The sequence below is a fragment of the Streptomyces saintjeani genome (genome assembly GCF_055409605.1).
This window is the reverse complement of the sequence record NZ_CP189624.1, coordinates 9,480,368-9,500,989: the sequence shown is the minus strand read 5'-3', so window position 1 is coordinate 9,500,989 and position 20,622 is coordinate 9,480,368. Positions and strand designations below refer to the sequence as shown.

Sequence of the window (20,622 nt, the reverse complement as noted above, 5' to 3'; positions counted from 1 at the left end):
AGAATGCCGGACGATGACCTCGCAGACCACCGGCCGCCGCCGCACCGACTACACCCCCTTCACCCACCTGACGGTGCCCAACGCCGCCCTGTACCGGCAGGTGATGCGGGTGTTTCTCGCGGCCAAGGAACGGTTCGCGGTGCACCTTCGGCCCGAGGACGTGTACGCGGCGCTGGCGCCGGAGCACCGGTCCGCTGATCCGGACGCGGTGGTCAAGGCGCTGGACAGCCTGGTGGAGTGGGGGAACCTGCGGGCGGACCCGGACACGGCACGGGTCACGGCGGTCGAGGACTTCTACCGCAAGCGGTTCATCTACCAGCTCACCCGGGCCGGCGAGGCCGCCGAGGAGGCGCTGAGCGCGTACGACGAGGCGCTGGGACGACGTGGCGCGCTCCAGGCGGTGGCGCTGCACGACATCGTCACGCAGTTGCGCGCGCTCCTGGTGATCGCGGGTGAGGGGGACGGGGCGGAGGTGGACGCGGCGAAGGCGCATCTGGCGCTGTCGGCGCTGACGGCCCGCTTCGAGGCGCTGGCGGAGAACGCGCGGGCGTTCATGGGGTCGTTGCAGCGCACGATCGATCTGCACGGTGTCGAGGTGGAGGTGTTCCTCGCCTACAAGGACCGGCTGATCCAGTATCTGGAACGGTTCGTCCAGGACCTGATCACGCTGGGGAGCCGGATCGCGCTGCTCGTCGGCGAACTGGAGCGGGACGGGCGGGCGGACGGCCTGCTGCGGCTGGCGGCGGCCCGGGAGGCGGCCGACGCGGCTCCGGAGGAGGCCGGGAGCGCCGAGGCTCAAGCCTACGAGCGGTGGGCGGCGCGCTGGTCGGGGCTGGCGTCCTGGTTCGTGTCCGCCGACGGACGCCCCGCACAGGCCCGCCTGCTGCGCGGCCGTGCGCTCGGCGCGATTCCGCAACTGCTGGCCGTGGTGCGGCAGTTGAACGAGCGCCGGGCCGGACGTTCGGACCGTTCGGCGGACTTCCGCACGCTGGCCCGCTGGTTCGCCGAGGCACCGGACGACGAGGCGCGCCACCGGCTGTGGCGTACGGCCTTCGGGCTGTACCCGGCGCGGCACCTGACCGTGGACGCCGACACCCTCGCGCAGCGGGCCGCGCGCCCGCAGCCGGCGGTCACCTCCTGGGCCGACGCCGAACCGCTGCTCATCAGTCCGCACCTGCGGCGTACCGGCAGCTACGAGCGGCGCGGCAAGGCCCGCAAGGTGCGGGACCGCTCCGAGGAGCGGCGCCTGCTGGCCGAGATCGCCGCGCGCCAGACCGAGGAGATCGCGGCGGCCCGCGCCCGGCTGGCAACCGAAGGACCGGTCCGGCTGTCGGCGCTCGGCGAACTCGACCCGGTGGCCTTCGGCCTGTTCCTGCGTCTGCTGGGCGACGCCCTGGCACGGTGGCGGCCGGGTGTCACGACGACGGTGGCCGCCGGCAACGACGGCATGATGGAGATCCGGCTGACGGCCCTGACGGACGGCACGACGGCCGAAGTCCGCACGCCGGACGGGGTGTTCCGCGGAGCCGACCACCTGGTGGAGATCACCGACCTGACCGACCGGGGAGGCGTGCGATGACCACACCGCTCGGCGAGGTACTCGACGCGCGGCGCGCGGCCGAGGTGCGCAGAGCGGCCCGCGCCCTGCTGAAGGAGCCGCTGCTGCTGGCGGACGGAGCGTCGGCGGACGAGTTCCGTCTGGTGCGGCAGTACGCGGGTGAGCTGCGGGAGTGGTTCGACCGCAACACGGGCTGGGTGCTGCGGGTGGACGCCGAGGCGGCCCGGCTGCACCGGGCCCCCGGTACGTCCACGGACGCGACGCATCCGGCGCGCGAGGCGTCCCGTGCCCGCGCGCCGTTCACGCGGCGCCGGTACGTCCTGCTGTGCCTGACACTGGCCGCGCTGGAGCGGGGCGAGGCGCAGACCGCGCTGGGACGGCTCGCCGAGCAGGTGGTGCTGGACGCCGCCGATCCGCACCTGGTCGCGGCCGGCGTCGAGTTCACGCTGGAGCGGCGCGATGAGCGCACGGACCTGGCGGCGGTGATGCGGCTGCTGATGCGGCACGGGGTGCTGCGGCGGGTGGCCGGGGACGAGGACGCGTACGTCAGCGGGGCCGGAGACGTCCTGTACGACGTGCGGCGCCGGGTCCTGGCGGGACTGCTGGCCACGCGCCGGGGACCGTCGACGATCGGTGCCGGCGACTTCGAGGAGCGGCTGGCCGAACTGACCGCCGAGACCGCTCTGGACAGCGACGAACTGCGCTTCCGCGCGATCCGCCAGCGCCTGACCCGCCGTCTGCTGGACGACCCGGTGCTGTACTACGACACGCTGGCCGACGAGGAACTGGCCTACCTGACCCGCCAGCGCGGGTTCCTCACGGCGAGGATCACCGAGCTGACCGGGCTGGTCGCGGAGGTGCGGGCCGAGGGCATCGCGATGGTCGACCCGCTGGACGACCTCACCGACGTACGGATGCCCGAGCAGGGCACCCACGGTCATGTCACCCTGCTCCTCGCCGAGCATCTGGCCGGCTCGGTGGGGGAGGTGTCCCGTGCCGAGCTGGAGCGGCGGGTGCGGGAACTCGCCGTGGAGCACGGCGGGTTCTGGGCGAAGAGCGCCCGGCAGCCGGGGGCCGAGGGTGAGCTGGTGGAGCAGGCGCTGGACCGGCTGACCGCGCTCGGCCTGGTGGCCCGCACGTCCGGGGGTGTGACGCCGCGGCCGGCGCTCGCCCGGTACGCGGTCGGTGAGACCGTCGTCGTGGAGCCGGGGATCCCGGCCGCGCGCAGGCCGCGTCCCGCCCGGCGAAAGGCACAGCAGCCGTGACCGTCCCCGTCCTGCCCGTCCCCTCCCCCGGCCGGTGGCGTCCGCTGCGGGTCGGTCTGGTGGACCTTTTCCACTACGACACGGAGGAGTTCTGGTTCCGTGACGGCCGGCTGCTGCTGCGCGGCAACAACGGCACCGGCAAGTCGAAGGTCCTCGCGCTGACCCTGCCGTTCCTGCTGGACGGCGACCTGTCCGCGCGCCGGGTGGAACCCGACGCCGATCCGGGCAAGCGCATGGAGTGGAACCTGCTGCTGGGCGGGGAGCATCCGCACCCCGAGCGCCTCGGCTACACGTGGATCGAGTTCGGCCGTGTCGACGAGGACACCGGTCGGGCCGAGTTCCGCACGCTCGCCTGCGGGCTGAAGGCGGTGGCGGGCCGGGGCATCGCCCGCCACTGGTACGCCGTCACCGACCAGCGCGTCGGCGCCGGTCTGAGCCTGCTGGACGCCACCGGCACCGCGCTGTCGCGCGACCGGCTCGCCGAGGCCCTCGCGGGACACGGCATGGTGTACGACCAGGCGAGGGCGTACCGGCGCGCGGTCGACGAGGCGCTGTTCGGGCTCGGTGAGCAGCGGTACGCGGCCCTGGTGGACCTGCTGATCCAGCTGCGCCAGCCGCAGTTGTCGAAGCGGCCGGGCGAGGCGGCGCTGTCACGGGCGCTGACGGAGGCACTGCCGCCCATGGACCAAGCGGTGATCGCCGATGTGGCCGAGGCGTTCCGGTCGCTGGACGAGGAGAAGGAGGAGCTGCGCGCGGCGGCCGAGGCGGAGCGTGCCGCGTCCGGGTTCCTGGAGCACTACCGCCGCTACGCACGGGTCGCCACCCGGCGCCGGGCCCGGCTGCCGCGCAGCGAGCACGCGCGCTACGAGCAGCTCGGACGCGATCTGGCGCAGGCCCGCACCCAGCGGGAGGAGGCCGAGCGGGAACGGGAGGAGGCGGCCGGGCGGATCGCCGGGCTGGAGGAGACCGCGACCCGGCTCGGCGCCCAGGAAGCGGCGCTGCGCGCGGGTCCGGAGATGCGCAGCGCGCGCGAGCTGGAGCAGGCGGCGTCCGACGCCCGTCGCACGGCCGGGGAGGCGGAGCGGGCCGCGTCCGACCGGGATCGGGCCGCCGCCGCCCACACCCGGGCCCTGGACCGGCTCACCGCGGCCGGGGGACGGCTCTCGGCGGCCCAGGGGCAGGTCGCGGACACGCTGGTGCGCGAGCGGGAGACGGCCTCGGCCGCCCGGCTCGACGGCGAGCCGGCACCCGACGGCGCGGCGGAGGCCGAGCTGCGCCGGTCGGCCGAGGAGGCGGTGGCCCGCAGGCGCCGCACCGTCGAGCACGTCGAGGAGCTGGCCGGCCGTGCCGAGGCCGCCGCCGGTGAGCGGCGCGGCGGGGCCCGGCGGCTGGACGAGGCGCAGGCGGAGGCCGGGTACGCCGCCACCCGGCAGGCGCAGGCCGGGGAAGTCGCCGTACAGGCGGGGCGTGAGCTGACCGGCCTGGTCCGGGACCATCTGCGGGGCTGCCGGGAGCTGGCGGTGGCCGACCCGGCGGGGCTCCTGGACGTCCTACAGGACTGGGTGACGCACTGTCAGGGGCCCTGTCCGGCGCGGGAGCAGGCGGCTGAGGCCCACCGGGGGCTGGCGGCCGGCCTGGCGGACCGGGCCGCCGCGCTCGGGCAGGAGCGGGACGCCCTGCGCCGCAGGCAGGCCGAGGCCGGGCAGGAGCTGGCCGCGCTGGAGGCGGGCGGGCAGCGCGGTCCCGAGGCACCGCGCACCCGGACGCCGGGCGTGCGCGACACGGTGCCGGGGGCCGCGCTGTGGCGCCTGATCGACTTCCGCGATCACGTCCCGGACGGTGAACGGGCGGGCCTGGAGGCCGCGTTGGAGGCGTCCGGGCTGCTGGACGCCTGGGTGCGCCCGGACGGCAGGGCCCTGCACGCGGACGGCCACGACGTCCTCCTCGCCCCGGCGGGCCCCCTGGCCGGGCCGACCCTCGCGGGGGTGCTGCGGCCCGCCGTCGACCCCACCGGCCCGGTCGGCGAGGACACGGTCGCCCGGCTGCTGTCCTCGGTGGGCCTCGGCTCGGGCGGCGACACCTGGATGGCCGCCGACGGCCGCTTCCGGGTCGGCGCGCTGACCGGCTCCTGGGGCAAGGAGAAGGCCGTCTACGTCGGTGAGGGCGCCCGCGAGAAGGCCCGCCGGGCGCGGATCGCCGCCCTGCGGAGCGAGCTGGAGGAGCTGGCCGGCGCGGCGCGGCGGCTGGAGTCCGAGCTGGCCCAGGTCGCCGGGCGGCGCCGCGTCCTGGACGCCGAGCTGTCCGCCGTCCCCGACGACGCCGCTGTGCGGGACGCCCACGCGCGGGCCGGCGCCGCGGCCGACTCCGCCGGGCGGGCGCGCCTGCGGCGTGACGAGCGCGCCGCCGAACTCGCCGAGGCCCAGCGGCTGGAGGCCGAGGCCGGCGCCGAACTCGCGGAGACGGCCGCCGCCGTGGGCCTGCCCGCCGACCGGGCCGGCCTCACGGCCGTCCGCCAGGCGCTGTCCGACTACACCGCCGTCCTGGCCGCCCTGTGGCCCGCACTGCGCGAACGCGCCGCCGCGGCCCGCGCCGTCACCGACGAACGCGCCGAGACCGCGCAGAGCGGCGAACGCGTCGCCGAACTCGCCGAGCGCGCCGAGGAGGCGGCCCGCCTGGCGGTCGCGTCCGGCGAACGCCACACCACCTTGCGCTCCACCGTCGGCGCCGCCGTCGCCGACCTGGAGCACCGGCTGGCCGAGACCGCGCGGGCACGGGCCGACTGCGCACGCGAGCAGCGGCAGGTCCGTGAGGAGTACACCGCCGCCGACCGGCGCACCAGCCATGCCGAGGGCCGGATCGAACAGCTGGAGAAAGACGTGCGGGACGCGGCGCGGGCGCGCACCGAGGCGATCGCCGCGCTCCAGCGGTTCGCCGCCACCGGACTGCTCGCCGTCGCCCTGCCCGAGACAGCCCTCCCGCCCCTGGACGCCGAGCCCTGGGCCGCCACCCCGGCGATCGCGCTGGCCCGCACGATCGAGGCCGAGCTGTCTTCCGCCGACGACTCCGAGGGCGCCTGGGAGCGCCTCCAGAAGCGGCTCGGCGAGGAGTACAAGAAGCTCCAGGACTCCCTGTCGCGCGGCGGTCACGGCGCCTCCGCGCGGATGACGGAGGACGGCATGGTCGTCGACATCGTCTACCAGGGCCGCGAGCGGGCCGTCCCCGAACTCGCCGAGGCTCTCGGTGCCGAGGTGGCCGAGCTGACCCGGATCCTGTCCGCGCACGAACGCGAGATCCTGGAGACCTACCTGCTCACCGAGGTCGCGGGCACGCTCCAGGAGCTGATCGGCGGCGCCGAGCGGCAGGTGCGCGCGATGAACGCCGAGCTCGCCGAGCGGCCCACGTCGACGGGGATGCGGCTGCGTCTGGTGTGGCGTCCCTCCCGCAAGGCGCCGGCCGGCCTGGAGCGGGCCCGTGAGCGGCTGCGGCAGTCGGCGGACGCCTGGACGGACGAGGAGCGGGCCTCGGTGGGTGAGTTCCTCCAGGCGCAGATCGCCCGCGCGCAGGCCGACGACGCGGCCGGCAGCTGGCTGGAGGTCCTGACCACGGCCCTCGACCACCGGTCCTGGCACGAGTTCGGCATCGAGCGCCACCAGCACGGCAAGTGGGTACCGGCCACCGGTCCCGCCTCCGGCGGTGAACGCGTCCTGGCCGCGTCCGTCCCCCTGTTCGCCGCCGCCTCCTCGCACTACGCGACCGCCGCCCCGCACGCGCCGCGTCTGGTCACCCTGGACGAGGCGTTCGCCGGCGTCGACGACGACTCCCGCGCCAAGTGCCTGGGGCTGCTGCACGCCTTCGACCTGGACGTGGTGATGACGTCCGAACGCGAGTGGGCCTGCTATCCGCAGGTCCCCGGCATCGCGATCGCCCAGCTGTCCCGGGTCGACGAGATCCCGGCCGTGCTGGTGACGCGCTGGGAGTGGGACGGCACCACCCGCACGCGGGCCGACGGCGGGGACAGCCGTCCGTCGTCCCTCCCCGCCGGCCAGGAGTCGCTGTGGCAGATCTGAGCGGGCGAGGGGAGCGCGCCTCGGGGGTTTCGGGGGAAGCCTGCGGGGAGACGTCCACGGGTGCCGCCTCCCCGTCCGTCGACCGCGACCGCCTCGGCCGTCTCCTCGGCCGGCCCGACCTCGCCTGGCTGGTCCGGCGGATACACCGCCGTATGGTCCGGGACGAACCCCTCACCGGACCGGTCACCCTCGGCTCCCCCACCGCCGGCCAGCGCGCCGCCGTCGAACGGCTTCTGGGCCGTGCACCCGGTGGCGGACGCTCGCTCAGCGTCCGGCTGGAAGCCGTGGACGCCGTCCTGCGCCGCTCCGGCGCCGCGCCGGAGGGACTGGCCGCCGCCGTCATCGCGCTCACCGGGCCCGTCACCCGGCTCACCGACCTGCGCGCACGGGAGGAGCGCGCCTGGCGGGAGGCGTACTCCCCGCTCGTGGGCCTGCGTCCCGAACTGGCCGCCTGGGCCGACCGGATCCGTACGGACGGCCTCGCGAGGCGCCTGGCCGGCACCCCGCACGCCGCGCGGGACCTGCTCACCGCCACCGCCACGGCGCTGCGCGCGCTGCCGGCCGATCCCGCCGTGTCCCTGGCCGCTTTCGCCGCGCGCACCCTCGGTGACGCCCACGCTCTCGACGACGGCACCGCGCTCGCCACCCTCGTGCACTCCGGTGCCCGCGCGCTGACCGGCTTCCCGGACGGCACCGGCTCCGAGTGGCGCCGCGAGGCGTGGGCGGCGGCCGGCCTGCTGAAGGACGCGCTCTCCTCGACCGTGCTCACCCTGGGGCTCACCGGCACCCCCGCTCTGGACGCGCTCGCCGGGACCGGCGAGCCGGCCGTCCTGACCCTGCGCCAGCTCACCCGCACCCCGCCGCACACGGCGCCGGCCACGGTGTACGTGTGCGAGAACCCCACGGTCCTGGCCACCGCCGCCGACACCCACGGCCCGGCCTGCGCCCCTCTGGTCTGTGTCCAGGGCCAGCCCTCCGCCGCCGCCGTCACCCTGCTGCGCCACCTCCACACCCAGGGTGCCGTGCTGCGTTATCACGGCGACTTCGACTGGGGTGGCCTGCGCATCGCCGCCGCCCTGCTGCACCGCGTCCCGTGGCGGCCCTGGCGCTACACGGCCGCCGACTACCGCACCGCGGTCGCCGCCACCCCCCTCGCCCCACCCCTGACCGGCACCCCCACCGACGCCCCCTGGGACGCGGACCTGCGTCCGGCCCTGACCGGACTCGGCGTACGCATCGAGGAGGAGACGGTTCTCGACCTGCTGCTCGGCGACGTCGTCCGCTGAACGGCTGACCGCGGCAACCAGCGCGAACACGGGTCCGGGGGCTGTCAGGCGGTGACCTTGCCGAAGATGTGGTTGGCGGGAGCGTCGGGGTCGTTGCCGTAGAAGAACTCTTCGAGTGCCCGGTGGAACTCGTCACGGTCCAGTCCGCCGGAACCGTCGAGGTCCAGAGCGGCGAAAACGGCGGCGCAGTCCTCGCCGGGGACGGCGGCGACCGAGCCGAACATCCGCTGGAACTCGGCCTGGTCGATCCTGCCGTCCGCGTCGAGGTCGACGAGGTCGAAGAAGCAGTCGGTGACCGGCGCGATCTGCTGCGGGTAGAGCGCGCGGTCGGTCAGGACGCTCTTGAAGCCTTCGGTCATCTCCCGCACGTCGACCTTCCCGTCACCGTCCTGGTCCATCGGGGCGATGACGTTCGACCAGAACTGGTCCATCCCTTCGGTGAGCCGGCGGACGGTCTCGGTATCAGGGGTGGTCTCGCGGGCGCTGATGTAGCGCTCGCTCATCCTGCGGACGTCGTGCTGGGTGATGAACCCGTCGCCGTCGACGTCGGCGCCCCTGAACCACTGGCCGTACTTGAGATCGTGAAGTGCCGTCATAACTGCGCACCGTATTCACGCAGTTGCGGCGAAGCGAACGCCCGGCGAGGGTGGCTGCGGAGAACCCACAGGTCGTCGGGTCGGCTTCGGTTCAGCGTTCGAGGGGTGGTGGTGTGAAGGCGAGTACCTCCTCGACCGGCCCGTCGTAGACCTCGACGTCGACGAGGGCACTGTGCGCGCTGGGTCCCTGGGACAGACGCGAGCACCCGCGGTCCCCGGTGAGGGTGTTCGGGTTGCCGTGCCGGTCCAGGGTTCCGCTCCGGCCCGGCTGGGCCGGGTCCCACCACGCTCCGGTGGACAGCTGGACGACGCCGGGCATGACGGCGTCCGACAGGATCGCGCCCGCCAGGCAGCTGCCCCGGTCGTTGAAGACGCGCACGATCATGCCGTTCCCGATACCGCGTGCTGCCGCGTCCCGCGGGTTGACCGTCACGGGCTCACGGCCGTGGATCTTCGACTTGAGGCTGTGGCCACCGTTGTCGTACTGGCTGTGCAGGCGTGAGGCGGGCTGGTTCGAGATCAGGTGCAGCGGGAAGCGGTCCGCCAGGCCGGCGCGGAGCCACTCCACGGGTTCGAACCACGTCGGATGCCCGGCGCAGTCGTCGTAGCCGAACGAGTCGATCGTCTCGGAGAAGATCTCGATCCGGCCCGACGGCGTCGTCAGGGGGAAGCGCTGGGGATCGGAGCGCAGTGCCGCGAAGCTGCCGGGGAACGGCCCTTTGAGCGCGGGCAGTTCGACACCGGAGGCGCGTTGCCAGAAGTCGTCGAAGTCCGGCAGGGCCGCGTCGTCGCCGAGGTCCGCCCGGGTGCGGTCGTAGAGGTGCCGGACCCATTCGATCTCGGAGCGCGCCTGGGTGAACTCGCGCTCGTAGCCGAGCCGGGCGGCCAGAGCGGCGAAGATCCGGTGGTCGGTGCGTGCCTCGCCGGCCGGCTCGCGGACCTTCGGCATCGCGACGAGGTGGGGGTCGGAGAACCCCGCGGCGAAGTCGTCGCGCTCCAGGCTGGTCGCGACGGGAAGCACGATGTCGGCGAACTTCGCCGTGGTGTTCCACCAGGCTTCATGGACCACCACCGTGTCCGGGCGCTGCCAGGCTCGGGTGAGGCGGTGGAGGTCCTGGTGGTGGTGGAAGGGGTTTCCTCCGCACCAGTAGATCAGGCGCAGGTCCGGCAGGGTCAGGCGTCGGCCGTCGTAGTCGATGGTCGTGCCCGGTTCGAGCAGGGTGTCGGCGATCCGGGCGACCGGAATGAAGTCCGCGACAGGGTTCGCCACCCGCGGCATCGACGCCACCGACGGGCGGCCCGGGGCGACACCGGTCGCGTCCATGGTCGCGTAGCCCGCGCCCCAGCCGCAGCCGGGCCGGCCCAGCGAGCCCGCCATGGCTGCCAGCACGACCGACATCCAGATCGGCTGCTCACCGTGGTCCGCCCGCTGGATGGCGTAGTTGACCATGACGAGGGAACGCTGTGCGGAAAGGCGGCGGGCGAGATCGGGGATCGTGTCGCGGCTGACGCCCGTGATCCTCGCGGCCCAGTCGGCGTCCTTGACGACGCCGTCCGTGTCGCCGGTCAGGTAGGCGGCGAAGCGGTCGAACCCCTCGCAGCAGCGGGTGACGAAGTCCTCGTCGTACCAGTCGTTGACCAGCATCGTGTGCGCGATGCCGAGCATCAGGGCGGTGTCGGTGTTGGGGACGACCGGCAGCCACTCGGCGTCGAGGAAGTCGGCGGTGTCGCTGCGGATCGGGCTGACGTTCACGAACCGTACCCCGGCCGCACGGCACTTCCGTTGCAGGTCCCGCGTCCGGTGCCGGGCCAGCCCGCCAGGGTTGATCTGGCTGTTCTTCAGAGCCAGCCCCCCGAACGCCACCACGAGCTCGCAGCTCTCGGCGATCTCGTCCCACATCGGCATCCGGGACTGGTAGCTCCACGGGGCCCCGCCGATCACATGCGGGAGGACGACCTCAAGAGCGGCGGTGCTGTACGTGTTGCGCGAGTCGGTGTAGCCCCCGCCCAACGCCAGGAACCGCTGGAGCTGACCCTGCGCCTGGTGGAACCCGCCCGCACTGGCCCAGCCGTACGAGCCGCCGAACACCGCGCTGTCCCCGTGCTCGGCGCGCACCCGGCGCAACTCCTCGCTCACCAGCGTGAGCGCGTCGTCCCAGCCGACCTCCACGAAGGCGTCCGCGCCTCTGGCCGTCCCACCGGCACGCGGCACGCCGTCGAGCCACCCTTTGCGCACCGCGGGACGCAGCACCCGCGCACGGTCCTCGGCAGCCGCCACCATGCCCGGGCCGATCGGCGACGGTGCGGGGTCGTCACCCCGGGGCTCGATGCGCACCAGCTGACCCGAATCGACCACGGCTTCGAAACTGCCCCAGTGCGTCGCCACCGGAATACGCCGTTCCACCGTGCATCAACTCCATCCCTGAAGTCACTCCGGCTCACGAACAACGGCCGCCGCACCACAGGGGTTCCGCGTCGGTCAGCGGTCGCAGGACACAGGCTCCCCTTGGCAGACGCCGCCCAACCCTGACCGCGCCCTGTCGTCCGGCACCGGTACGGCCGCGCCGTCTCGCCTGATCGGCGAGGCCGGCCTCGGCGGGGGAAACCGGAGGCCGACGTCGTTGCCGAGCCTCGTGCTGCGGCCGGGTCAGTCCGGCCGGCGAACACGCGTGACCCGCCAGCGCCAGCCCTGTGGGCACGGTCCACCACAGCCCGGGCATCTTCTGTGGGCCCATGCGGCGAGGCTCCCGCCGCCGGGGCCGCCACCGATCCCGGAGCCGGTCCCGGGGATACAGGTGAGGCAGTTGCAGGGGTACAGGCGCAGTTCGTCACGGGTGGCCTGCGGCGGCGCCCAGGGCGCGGGTGTTCCGCTCGCCGGGGAGCGTGAGCGGCACGGGGTCGGGCTTCGAAGCCCGCGGCCGGGGCGAAAGCCGCTGGTGTCGGGGTGTCAGGTCGGACAAACTGCGCCGCATGGACTGGATGCCCTTGCTCTCCACACTGACCGGTGCCGGCATCGGCATCGCGGCCACTCTGACCGCCGATCGCAGCCGGTGGCGGCGGGAGGAGTCCAGGCACGCGCTGGAGGTACGGCGCGAGGTGTACACGGAGTACGTCTCCGCTCTCAAAGCCGCGGGCGAGGAGGTACGGGCCGTCGCTCTGGGCGACCACATGTCCGAGTCGGCGCGCGACGCGGCGGTGCGGGAGGCTGTGCGGGGCACCGGGATCTACACGGCGAGCGAACGCCTCTGGCTCGTGGGCCCGCCCCAGGTGGTGGAGGCGGGGAACGAGGCGTTCCACTGCCTGCGCGCGATCCGCGATGCCTACGCCCGTGGAGTGGCTGTCGGTTCCGCCGACGACGCGCCCCTGATCGAGCGGCGTCGCAAGGCCATGGCGCAGATGCGTCGCCTGATGCGGGAGGACTTGGGGATCGGGCCGCTGGGGATCGAGTGAGGGGTCGAGGTCATGCGGCTCGGGCAGGAGGCGCTGTCGCGGAATGCGACGGTGGTGTGTGGGGCAGGATGACGTCCACCGATGTGCCGTAGCGCAGCCGTTGACCGTAAGTGCCCGATTCCCTGCGGTCCTCGGGCCTGCGCGGGGAGGAAGACGTGAGCGAGAACCAGAGCGCCGACGCCGCGGTGCAGCGACTCGACACCCGGACGGCGCACAACGCTCGCGTGTGGAACTACTGGCAGGGCGGCAAGGACAACTACGAGGTCGACCGGCAGGTGGGCGAGTACGTCGCCGGGATGATCCCCGTCATCCGCGACATCGCGCGCGCCGACCGGGAGTTCCTCCGCCGCGCCGTGCGCTGTCTGGCCGAGGAGCACGGCATCGGTCAGTTCCTGGACGTCGGCACCGGCCTGCCGGCCCTGGAGAACACCCACGAGATCGCCCAGCGGATCGCCCCCGAGTCGCGGATCGTGTACGTCGACAACGACCCCATCGTCCTCACGCACGCCCGCACCCTGCTGACCAGTGCCCCGGAGGGCGCCACCGCGTACATCGACGCCGATGTGCACGACCCGGACACCATCCTGCGCAGCGCCGGACACACCCTCGATTTCACCAGGCCCGCCGCGCTCATGCTGCTCGGCGTCCTCAACTTCGTCCTCGACGGCGACAAGGCACGGGCCATCGCACGCCGGCTCGTGGAGGCGCTGGCCCCCGGCAGTTTCCTCGTCCTGACCCACCCCACCACTGAGCCCGACCTCGGCGGCGCCCTCCAGCTTGAGGCGATGGACTTCTGGAACGCCAACGCCACACCACCGGTCACCGCCCGCGGCAGCGAGGAGATCGCCCCGTACTTCGACGGGCTCACCCTCCTGGAGCCCGGCCTCGTGCCCTGCTCGCTGTGGCGACCGGAGGCCGGCACCGAGCCCCTGGTCGTACCTCAACTCGGGGCCGTGGCGCGGAAGCCGTGAGCCTCCACCGCTGGAGAGCCGGGGCGGTTCCGGGGAGTCGAAGCCTGCTGGGCCTTCGCCCCGGGGCGCGCCGGCGTTGGTGCGGTCGTGCTCCTCACGTTCTACGTGCGGGGTGATCCGTCCTCTCGGAGGTCCGTCCGTGCAGCGGGCGGTTGTCCGTGTGCCAGATCGGGTGAAGTTGTCCGGCGGCCCCCCTGCCGTCATGCCGGACAGACTCTCCGTGGTGACGGACTCAGGGGAGAGGGGCGGGAGTCGGGGTGCGGAGAGGTGAACTGGGGACCTGCGGACGGGTTACCGGTCCGGTGGCGCCGCACGACGAGTTCCCTGGCGTCGGGGTTGTCGCGCAGCAGGTCGAGGGTCTCGGTGAGGAAGTCCTCCACCGGCATGGAGGACTCGTCGTCCTGCTGGCCGAGCAGGGTCGCACGTACGCCCGGCGGTGCCACCTCGATCACCTTGACACCCCTCTCGGCGACCTGCACGCGCAGGCTCTCCGAGAAGGAGTGCAGGGCGGCCTTGGTCGCGTTGCAGGTCGGGGTGCTCGGCAGCGGTACGAAGGCCAGCGCGGAGGTGACGTTCATGACGACCGCGTCGTCCTTGTCCACGAGCAGCGGGAGGACCGCAGCCCCGAGTTCGTCCGCGTGTGGGAACTCCAGGAGGTAGCCCTCCGCTACGACGAGACCAAGACCATCGTCCGTTCCGGACTCGGCCGTATCGAGGTCGACGGACAGGTTCTGTTCACGGACAACCGGGCCCAGACCCTCGTCGTCCTGACCACCCGCCCCGGCACGGAAAGCCACAGCAAGCTGGAGCTGCTCTCCGTGATAGGCCACCAGCAGCTCACCCCCTGATCGGCGACCCGCCCGCGCCACCCGGCCGTTCTGGCCGAGGCCCTCGCGGTGCTCCTCAAGCGCCGCGACATCCTGCGAGACGCGGGGCGCCGCACAGCTGGAGGCCCGCTCTCTCGTCCAGCTCGGAGAGCAGACCGTCCACGCCGTCCCGGTCGATCCTCATGCGTCCACACCTCCGCGCTTGACCAGCTGGCTCGCGATGACGCCCCGCTGGATCTCGTTGGTGCCCTCACCGACGATCATCAGCGGGGCGTCCCGGAAGTAGCGCTCGACGTCGAACTCGGTGGAGTAGCCGTAACCGCCGTGGATGCGGACGGCGTTGAGGGCGATCTGCATGGCCGTCTCGGAGGCGAAGAGTTTCGCCATGCCGGCCTCCATGTCCACGCGACGGCCCGCGTCCGCCTCTCGGGCGGCGTACAGGGTGAGCTGGCGGGCAGCGGTCAGCGATGTCGCCATGTCGGCGAGGTAGTTGCCGATGGACTGGTGCTTCCAGATCGGCTTGCCGAACGACTCGCGCTCCTGGGCATAGGCGAGCGCGTCCTCGAATGCCGCCCGGCCGACACCGAGCGCGCGGGCGGCGACCTGGAGACGGCCGGTCTCCAGGCCCTTCATCATCTGGGCGAAGCCCTTGCCCTCGACGCCGCCGAGGACCGCGTCCACGGGCGCCCGGTAGTCCTCGAAGGACAACTCGCAGCTCTCCACGCCCTTGTAGCCGAGCTTGGGCAGGTCGCGGGAGACGGTCAGGCCCGGCCCGTGCTCGACGAGGAGGATCGAGATGCCCCGGTGAGCGGGCGTGGCGTCCGGGTCGGTCTTGCACAGCAGGGCGATCAGGCCGGAGCGGCGGGAGTTGGTGATCCATGTCTTGGTGCCGTTGACCAGATAGCCTCCCTCACCGTCCTTGCGGGCGATCGTGCGCATGGCCTGGAGGTCGGAGCCGCCGCCGGGCTCGGTGAGGGCCATGGTCGCGCGGATCTCGCCGGTGGCCATCCTCGGCAGATAGCGGCGCCTCTGTTCCTCCGTGCCGAAGCGCAGCAGCAGCTTGGCGACCACGGTGTGGCCGCCCATCGCGCCGGCCAGGCTCATCCAGCCACGGGCCAGTTCCTCGGTGATCAGGACATAACAGGGCATGGAGACCGGCGTGCCGCCGTGCTCCTCGGGGACGGCCAGCCCGAAGATGCCGAGCTGCTTCATCTGCTCGATCAGGGCCTCGGGGTAGGTGCCCGCGTGTTCCAGTTCCCGGACGACGGGCTTCACCTCCTTGTCGACGAAGTCGCGCACCGTACGGACGATGAACTGCTCGTCCTCGGCGAGGATGTCGAGGGTGCTCATACGGGAACTCCTTGTGGTCCAGATGTGGTTCAGATGACGCTGTCGGCCCTGAGGCGGTCGATGTCGGTGCTGCCGTATCCCAGTTCGGCCAGGACGGCCCCGGTGTGCTCCCCGGCCGCGGGCACCGGGTCCATGCGCGGGGCGGTGCCCGCCAGGTCGACCGGCGGGAGCAGCGCGGGCACCACGGCTTCCCCGGGGATCCGTACGTCGCGCCAGCGGTCTCGTTCACCGAGTACCGGGTGGGCCAGGAACTCCTCGATGTCGTTCACGCCCGCGTTGGCGATGCCCGCCTCGTCCAACAGCCTCGTCACCTCGTCGCTGTTCAGCTCGCCGAACCGTTCGGCCACGATCGCGTTCAGCTCCGTGCGGTGGTCCACTCGGGCCGGGCCCGTGGCGAACCGCGGGTCCGTGACGAGCCCCGGCCGGCCGAGGAACCGCTCGCACAGGGCTGCCCATTCGCGCTCGTTCTGGATGGAGAACAGCACGTCCTTGCCGTCGGCGCAGGGGTAGGCGCCGTAGGGGGCGATGGTGGCGTGCTGGGTGCCGATGCGCGGGGGCTGGGTGCCGCCGAAGCGGGTGTAGTAGGCGGGCTGGCTCAGCCACTCGGCCAGGGCCTCGAACAGCGACACCTCCACGGCCCGTACGGCGCCCGTGGTCGCCCGGGTGAACAGGGCGGTGAGGATGCCGGAGTAGGCGTACATGCCGGCGGCGATGTCGGCGATCGATATCCCGACGCGAGCCGCTCCGCCCTCGTTGCCGGTCAGCGAGACCAGGCCGGTCTGGCACTGGATCAGGAGGTCGTACGCCTTGCGGTCGGCCCAGGGGCCGCTGGTTCCGTAGCCGGAGACGGTGCAGGGGATCAGCGAAGGGAAGCGCTCGGCGAGGGCTTCGGCGCCCAGGCCCATCCTCGCGGCGGCGCCCGGCGCCAGGTTCTGCACGAACACGTCGGCTCCGGCGAGCAGTCGGTCCAGGACCCCGCGGCCCGCGTCCGACTTCAGGTCGAGCGTGACGGATTCCTTCGACCGGTTGAGCCACACGAAGTAGCTGGACTCGCCGTGCACCGTGGTGTCGTACCGGCGGGCGAAGTCGCCCCCGCCGGGCCGCTCCACCTTGATGACCCGGGCGCCGAGATCGGCCAGTTGGCGGGTGGCGAAGGGGGCGGCCACCGCCTGCTCGATGCTGACGACGGTGATGCCGGCCAGCGGCGGTTCTTCGGGGTGCCCGGTCATGAGGCGGCCTCCAGGAGGGTGCGGATCCCGGGTCCCGTACCGGGAGTACCATCATCAACACTCATGATGGTGGATGGGAAATAGCAATATGTGATGCCCCCATGCGCGGTGCGGATGACTCACGCACCCCCTGGGAGGTGTGGCCGCGGAAGGAAGGACCCGTTGGACATCAAGCAGCTCAAGGCGATCGTCACGGTCGCCGAGGTGGGCAGTGTCACGCGCGCCGCGGAGCTGCTGCACCTGGTGCAGCCCGCGGTCACCCGGCAGATCCGCACCCTGGAGCAGGAACTCGGCATCGACCTCTTCGAGCGGACCGGGCAGGGCATGCGGCCCACCGACGCCGGAGTGATCATGGTGGACCGCGCCCGGCGTGCCCTCGACGAACTGGAGCGGGCGCGTGCCGAGGTGCAGCCGAGCCCGGGTGTGGTGACGGGCATCGTCACCGTCGGGCTGCTGGAGAGCACGAGCGACCTGCTGGCCGAGCCGCTGGTGACCGCCGTCGCCCGCGACCACCCCGGCGTCGAACTGCGCCTGATGACCGCGTACTCCGGCCATCTCCAGCAGTGGCTCGACGCCGGCGACCTCGACCTGACCCTGCTCTACAACCTCGACAGCACCCCCTCCCTCAACGCCCACCCGCTGGTGCGGGAGCATCTGTGGGCGGTCGCCCCCGCATCCGCCGGCCTCCGCGCCGACCGCCCCGTTCCGTTCGCGGAAGCGGCCCGGCACCCTCTCGTCATGCCCGCCTCGGGTCACGCCCTGCGCCGCCTGATCGACGCGGCGGCGGTGCGCGCCGGAGCCCCCATGGACGTCGTCGTCCAGACCAACTCCATGCGGGTGCAGAAACAGCTCGTCCAGGCGGGGCACGGCTGGACCGTCCTGCCCGGCGTGGGCATCGCCGAGGACGTCGCGCGGGGCACGCTGAGCGCCGCGCCGCTGAGCGAACCCGCCGTGTGGCGCTCGATCGTCCTCGGCACCCCGCGGCACGGGCGCACGCCGCCCGCCGTGGAGGTCGTCGCACGCGAGCTGGTCCGACAGGTCGACTCGGCCGTGCAGCAGGGCAGATGGCCCTCCGCCCAGGTCCACGGGTCCGGCACCGGCACCGACACCGACACCGACACCGACACCGACACCGAGAGCATGTGACCCGGGACATCGCATGACCGGCAGGCGGACAACCACCACGGGTGGGACGCCGTCGCGGTACTCGACCATCCGAGCATCGAGCGGGACGCCTCCGTACGACGGGTCACGGCCACAACCGCTCGCTATGCGAGCGGCGCATGCGGGTATCACGAACTTCTATTGTTCAGCGTCACTCATCAGAACCCATGATGAACGGCATGAACGAGACACCCGCCCCCGCGCCACCCTCCTGGCAGGAGGACGTCTTCGCCGCGCTGAAGAAGCGCGGCATTCAGCAGATCGCCTACGTCCCCGACGCCGGCCACTCCCACTCCATCGTCGAGGCGCAGCGCGATCCCGCGATCCGCGATGTGGTGCTGACCACCGAGGAGGAGGGTGTCGGTGTGGTCGCCGGGGCCTGGCTGGGTGGTCAGCGCGCTGTTCTGCTGATGCAGAGCAGCGGGGTCGGCAACTGCGTCAACATGTTCTCCCTGCTGGAGATGTGCCGGTTCCCCTTCCTGACGCTGGTGACGATGCGCGGCGAGTACGCCGAGTTCAACCCCTGGCAGAGCCCCATGGGCCGCACCACTCAGCGGGCCCTGGAACTCATGGGGATCACCGTGCTCCGGGCCGACGAGCCCGAGGACGTCGGGGAGACCGTCGAGGCCGCCCTGGACTCGGTGTTCAAGGCCGGCGAGCGCGTCGCCGTGCTCCTCGGTCAGAAGCTGATCGGCCGCAAGAAGTGGGAGCGCGACTGATGACCACCACCCCTGACGTACGCCTCGACCGCCGCCGCTTCGTCGCCGGCCTGATCTCCCGGCTCCCGGAGGACGCGCTCGTCGTCACCGGCCTCGGCTCCCCCAGCTACGACGTGTTCGCCGCCGGCGACCGGCCCGGAAACTTCTACCTCTGGGGCGCGATGGGAGCCGCCGCACCCCTCGCCCTCGGCCTGGCCCTCGCCCGGCCGGACCGCCCCGTCGTCGCGATCACCGGCGACGGCGAACACCTCATGGGCATCGGCACGTTGGCCACCATCGGGGCCCAACTCCCGCCGAACCTGACCCTCGTCGTGCTGGACAACGCCCACTTCGGCGAGACCGGCATGCAGCCCAGCCACACCGGCCTGGGCACCGATCTCATCGCGGTCGCCCAGGGTTTCGGCATCCGCGACGCCGAACGGATCACCGGCCCCGCCCAGGTCGAGGGCCTCGCCACGCGCATCACGGCGCGCGCGGCGACCACGTACGCCCAGGTGCTCATCGACACCACCGAGCCCCCGCGCGCGCTGCCGCCCCGCGACGGCGTCGCCAACAAGAACACGTTCCGCGCCGCTCTCGGCCTCGGCACCTTCTAGCGGGCGGGATTCCTGATGCAGCGCTACGAGATGTTCATCGACGGCGAGAGCCGCAAGGCCACCGATGGTGAGTGGTTCCCCACCGACAACCCCTATCTGGGCACGCCGTGGGCCGAGATAGCCAAGGGCACCGAGCAGGACGTGGACGACGCGGTGCGAGCCGCCCACCGCGCCCTGCACAGCGGCCCCTGGGCCGAGCTGACCGCCAGTGCGCGGGGCGCTCTGCTGCGGCGGCTCGGCGACACCATCGCCGCGAACGCCCGCCACCTGGCCGAGACCGAGGTCCGCGACAACGGCAAGCTGTTCACCGAGATGCACGGCCAGGTCGGCTACGTACCCCAGTGGTTCCACTACTACGGCGGGCTCGCGGACAAGGTCGAGGGCACCGTCCCGCCGTTGGACAAGAAGGGCTACTTCGCCTACACGAAGAAGGAGCCCGTGGGGGTCGTCGCGGTCATCACGCCGTGGAACTCCCCGCTGTTGCTGCTGGCCTGGAAGATCGCGCCGGCGCTCGCGGCGGGTTGCACGGTGGTGGTCAAGCCGTCGGAGTTCACCTCGGCGTCGACGCTCGAACTGGTCCGGCTCTTCCACGAGGCGGGGCTGCCGCCCGGGGTGGTCAACGTGGTCACCGGGTTCGGCCGGGACGTCGGCGCCGCCCTCGTCGAGCACCCGCTGGTCCGCAAGGTCACCTTCACCGGCTCGGACGCCACCGGCCGTCACATCAACCAGGCCGCCGCCCGCGACTTCAAGCACGTCAGCCTCGAACTCGGCGGCAAGTCACCGAACATCGTCTTCGCCGACGCCGACCTCGAAGCCGCCGTGAACGGCGCCGTCTCCGGCATCTTCGCCGCCACCGGGCAGACCTGCGTCGCCGGGTCCCGGCTGCTGGTCCAGGAGAGCGTGCACGACGAGGTCGTGGGCCGTCTGGTCGACCTCGCGCGCACGGCCCGCATGGGCGACCCGATGGACGAGGCCACCCAGGTCGGGCCCGTCACCACGCCCGCCCAGTACGCCAAGGTGCTCGACTACATCGACATCGCCCGGCAGGAAGGCGCCAGGCTCGCCCTCGGCGGCAGACCCGTGGGCGACAACGGCTGGTTCGTCGAACCGACCGTCTTCACCGGCGTACGCAACAGCATGCGCATCGCCCAGGAGGAGGTCTTCGGGCCCGTCCTCGCGGTCATCCCGTTCCAGGACGAGGACGAAGCCGTCGCCCTCGCCAACGACAGCCGCTACGGCCTCGGCGCCGGTGTCTGGACCGGCGACATCGGCCGCGCCTTCCGCATGGCCGACCGGATCCGCTCCGGCACCGTCTGGGTCAACACCTACCGCGCGGTGAGCTATCTGGCTCCCTTCGGCGGCTTCAAGGACTCCGGCATCGGCCGCGAGAACGGCATCGGCGCCCTCGCCTCCTACCTGGAGGACAAGAGCGTCTGGATCAACACCGGCGCCCCCACCGGCAATCCGTTCGTCCTCCGCTGAACTCGTCCTCCGCCGAAGAGGACCGCGCGCGTCCTTCCCCACCGCGACACGAGCAACGGAGC

The 20,622-nt window shown here is 72.8% G+C and carries 16 protein-coding genes; 11 read left to right on the top strand and 5 right to left on the bottom strand.

From position 1 onward, the window contains the following. Nucleotides 1-13: 13 nt before the first annotated feature. From ACQCO7_RS42565 to ACQCO7_RS42550, 4 genes are read left to right on the top strand one after another with little or no spacing between them, the layout of a single operon-like run. The gene (locus tag ACQCO7_RS42565) at nucleotides 14-1,579 is read left to right on the top strand and encodes a TIGR02677 family protein (protein WP_464076872.1); all 1,566 of its coding nucleotides are present in this window, start codon (nucleotides 14-16) and stop codon (nucleotides 1,577-1,579) included. Beyond that, nucleotides 1,576-2,823: a TIGR02678 family protein gene (locus ACQCO7_RS42560; protein ID WP_464076871.1), complete on the top strand. Its 1,248-nt coding sequence runs from the start codon at nucleotides 1,576-1,578 to the stop codon at nucleotides 2,821-2,823. Before ACQCO7_RS42565 ends, ACQCO7_RS42560 begins: the two co-directional genes overlap by 4 nt. Continuing rightward, a complete protein-coding gene (locus ACQCO7_RS42555; RefSeq protein ID WP_464076870.1) occupies nucleotides 2,820-6,890 on the top strand; it encodes a TIGR02680 family protein in 4,071 nt (1,356 codons plus the stop codon). The genes ACQCO7_RS42560 and ACQCO7_RS42555 overlap by 4 nt, the downstream gene beginning before the upstream one ends. Then, entirely contained in the window at nucleotides 6,878-8,176 is a 1,299-nt protein-coding gene (locus tag ACQCO7_RS42550) for a TIGR02679 family protein (RefSeq protein ID WP_464076869.1), read from the top strand. Before ACQCO7_RS42555 ends, ACQCO7_RS42550 begins: the two co-directional genes overlap by 13 nt. Nucleotides 8,177-8,220: 44 nt before the next feature. On the opposite strand, the gene ACQCO7_RS42545 is transcribed toward ACQCO7_RS42550, so the two are convergent. Continuing rightward, complete coding sequence (locus ACQCO7_RS42545; RefSeq protein ID WP_464076868.1) at nucleotides 8,221-8,772, bottom strand: EF-hand domain-containing protein; 552 nt, start codon at nucleotides 8,770-8,772, stop codon at nucleotides 8,221-8,223. A gap of 91 nt (nucleotides 8,773-8,863) precedes the next feature. Beyond that, nucleotides 8,864-11,176 (bottom strand): molybdopterin-dependent oxidoreductase, encoded by a 2,313-nt coding sequence (locus tag ACQCO7_RS42540; protein ID WP_464076867.1) that lies wholly within the window; start codon nucleotides 11,174-11,176, stop codon nucleotides 8,864-8,866. Between the two features lie 566 nt (nucleotides 11,177-11,742). Between ACQCO7_RS42540 and ACQCO7_RS42535 the strand changes: the two genes are divergently transcribed. Together ACQCO7_RS42535 and ACQCO7_RS42530 are read left to right on the top strand one after the other, a co-directional pair. Continuing rightward, nucleotides 11,743-12,222 (top strand): hypothetical protein, encoded by a 480-nt coding sequence (locus tag ACQCO7_RS42535; protein ID WP_464076866.1) that lies wholly within the window; start codon nucleotides 11,743-11,745, stop codon nucleotides 12,220-12,222. A 155-nt stretch (nucleotides 12,223-12,377) separates the two neighbouring features. Then, nucleotides 12,378-13,193, top strand: coding sequence for an SAM-dependent methyltransferase (locus tag ACQCO7_RS42530; RefSeq protein WP_464076865.1), 816 nt, complete (start codon nucleotides 12,378-12,380; stop codon nucleotides 13,191-13,193). Between the two features lie 200 nt (nucleotides 13,194-13,393). Here the strand turns inward: ACQCO7_RS42530 and ACQCO7_RS42525 are convergent, their stop codons facing one another. After that, nucleotides 13,394-13,795 carry an SDR family NAD(P)-dependent oxidoreductase gene (locus tag ACQCO7_RS42525; protein WP_464076864.1) on the bottom strand — a complete coding sequence of 134 codons (402 nt, stop codon included), beginning with the start codon at nucleotides 13,793-13,795 and terminating at the stop codon, nucleotides 13,394-13,396. On the opposite strand from ACQCO7_RS42525, the gene ACQCO7_RS42520 reads away from it, so the two are divergent. Further along, nucleotides 13,694-14,041 (top strand): MmyB family transcriptional regulator, encoded by a 348-nt coding sequence (locus ACQCO7_RS42520; RefSeq protein ID WP_464076863.1) that lies wholly within the window; start codon nucleotides 13,694-13,696, stop codon nucleotides 14,039-14,041. The genes ACQCO7_RS42525 and ACQCO7_RS42520 overlap by 102 nt on opposite strands. A 159-nt stretch (nucleotides 14,042-14,200) precedes the next feature. Here the strand turns inward: ACQCO7_RS42520 and ACQCO7_RS42515 are convergent, their stop codons facing one another. Together ACQCO7_RS42515 and ACQCO7_RS42510 are read right to left on the bottom strand one after the other, a co-directional pair. Then, nucleotides 14,201-15,370 (bottom strand): acyl-CoA dehydrogenase family protein, encoded by a 1,170-nt coding sequence (locus ACQCO7_RS42515; protein WP_464076862.1) that lies wholly within the window; start codon nucleotides 15,368-15,370, stop codon nucleotides 14,201-14,203. A gap of 29 nt (nucleotides 15,371-15,399) precedes the next feature. After that, on the bottom strand, nucleotides 15,400-16,599 hold the full coding sequence (locus ACQCO7_RS42510) for a CaiB/BaiF CoA transferase family protein (protein WP_464076861.1): 1,200 nt from the start codon (nucleotides 16,597-16,599) through the stop codon (nucleotides 15,400-15,402). A 162-nt stretch (nucleotides 16,600-16,761) separates the two neighbouring features. On the opposite strand from ACQCO7_RS42510, the gene ACQCO7_RS42505 reads away from it, so the two are divergent. The 4 genes from ACQCO7_RS42505 (at nucleotide 16,762) to ACQCO7_RS42490 (ending at nucleotide 20,560) form a co-directional block, all read left to right on the top strand. Beyond that, nucleotides 16,762-17,745, top strand: a complete 984-nt coding sequence (locus ACQCO7_RS42505; protein ID WP_464076860.1) for a LysR family transcriptional regulator — start codon at nucleotides 16,762-16,764, stop codon at nucleotides 17,743-17,745. A gap of 197 nt (nucleotides 17,746-17,942) precedes the next feature. Then, on the top strand, nucleotides 17,943-18,482 hold the full coding sequence (locus tag ACQCO7_RS42500; RefSeq protein ID WP_464076859.1) for a phosphonopyruvate decarboxylase: 540 nt from the start codon (nucleotides 17,943-17,945) through the stop codon (nucleotides 18,480-18,482). Beyond that, nucleotides 18,482-19,078 carry a thiamine pyrophosphate-dependent enzyme gene (locus ACQCO7_RS42495; RefSeq protein ID WP_464076858.1) on the top strand — a complete coding sequence of 199 codons (597 nt, stop codon included), beginning with the start codon at nucleotides 18,482-18,484 and terminating at the stop codon, nucleotides 19,076-19,078. Before ACQCO7_RS42500 ends, ACQCO7_RS42495 begins: the two co-directional genes overlap by 1 nt. Nucleotides 19,079-19,093: 15 nt before the next feature. Continuing rightward, entirely contained in the window at nucleotides 19,094-20,560 is a 1,467-nt protein-coding gene (locus ACQCO7_RS42490) for an aldehyde dehydrogenase (RefSeq protein WP_464076857.1), read from the top strand. Nucleotides 20,561-20,622: the final 62 nt, after the last annotated feature.

Excerpts from the sequence above, each read along its gene's own strand:
- ACQCO7_RS42545 (WP_464076868.1), bottom strand. The coding sequence starts at position 8,772 with ATGACGGCACTTCACGATCTCAAGTACGGCCAGTGGTTCAGGGGCGCC.
- ACQCO7_RS42500 (WP_464076859.1), top strand. The coding sequence starts at position 17,943 with ATGAACGAGACACCCGCCCCCGCGCCACCCTCCTGGCAGGAGGACGTC.
- ACQCO7_RS42565 (WP_464076872.1), top strand. The coding sequence starts at position 14 with ATGACCTCGCAGACCACCGGCCGCCGCCGCACCGACTACACCCCCTTC.
- ACQCO7_RS42495 (WP_464076858.1), top strand. The coding sequence starts at position 18,482 with ATGACCACCACCCCTGACGTACGCCTCGACCGCCGCCGCTTCGTCGCC.
- ACQCO7_RS42490 (WP_464076857.1), top strand. The coding sequence starts at position 19,094 with ATGCAGCGCTACGAGATGTTCATCGACGGCGAGAGCCGCAAGGCCACC.
- ACQCO7_RS42560 (WP_464076871.1), top strand. The coding sequence starts at position 1,576 with ATGACCACACCGCTCGGCGAGGTACTCGACGCGCGGCGCGCGGCCGAG.
- ACQCO7_RS42535 (WP_464076866.1), top strand. The coding sequence starts at position 11,743 with ATGGACTGGATGCCCTTGCTCTCCACACTGACCGGTGCCGGCATCGGC.
- ACQCO7_RS42510 (WP_464076861.1), bottom strand. The coding sequence starts at position 16,599 with ATGACCGGGCACCCCGAAGAACCGCCGCTGGCCGGCATCACCGTCGTC.
- ACQCO7_RS42515 (WP_464076862.1), bottom strand. The coding sequence starts at position 15,370 with ATGAGCACCCTCGACATCCTCGCCGAGGACGAGCAGTTCATCGTCCGT.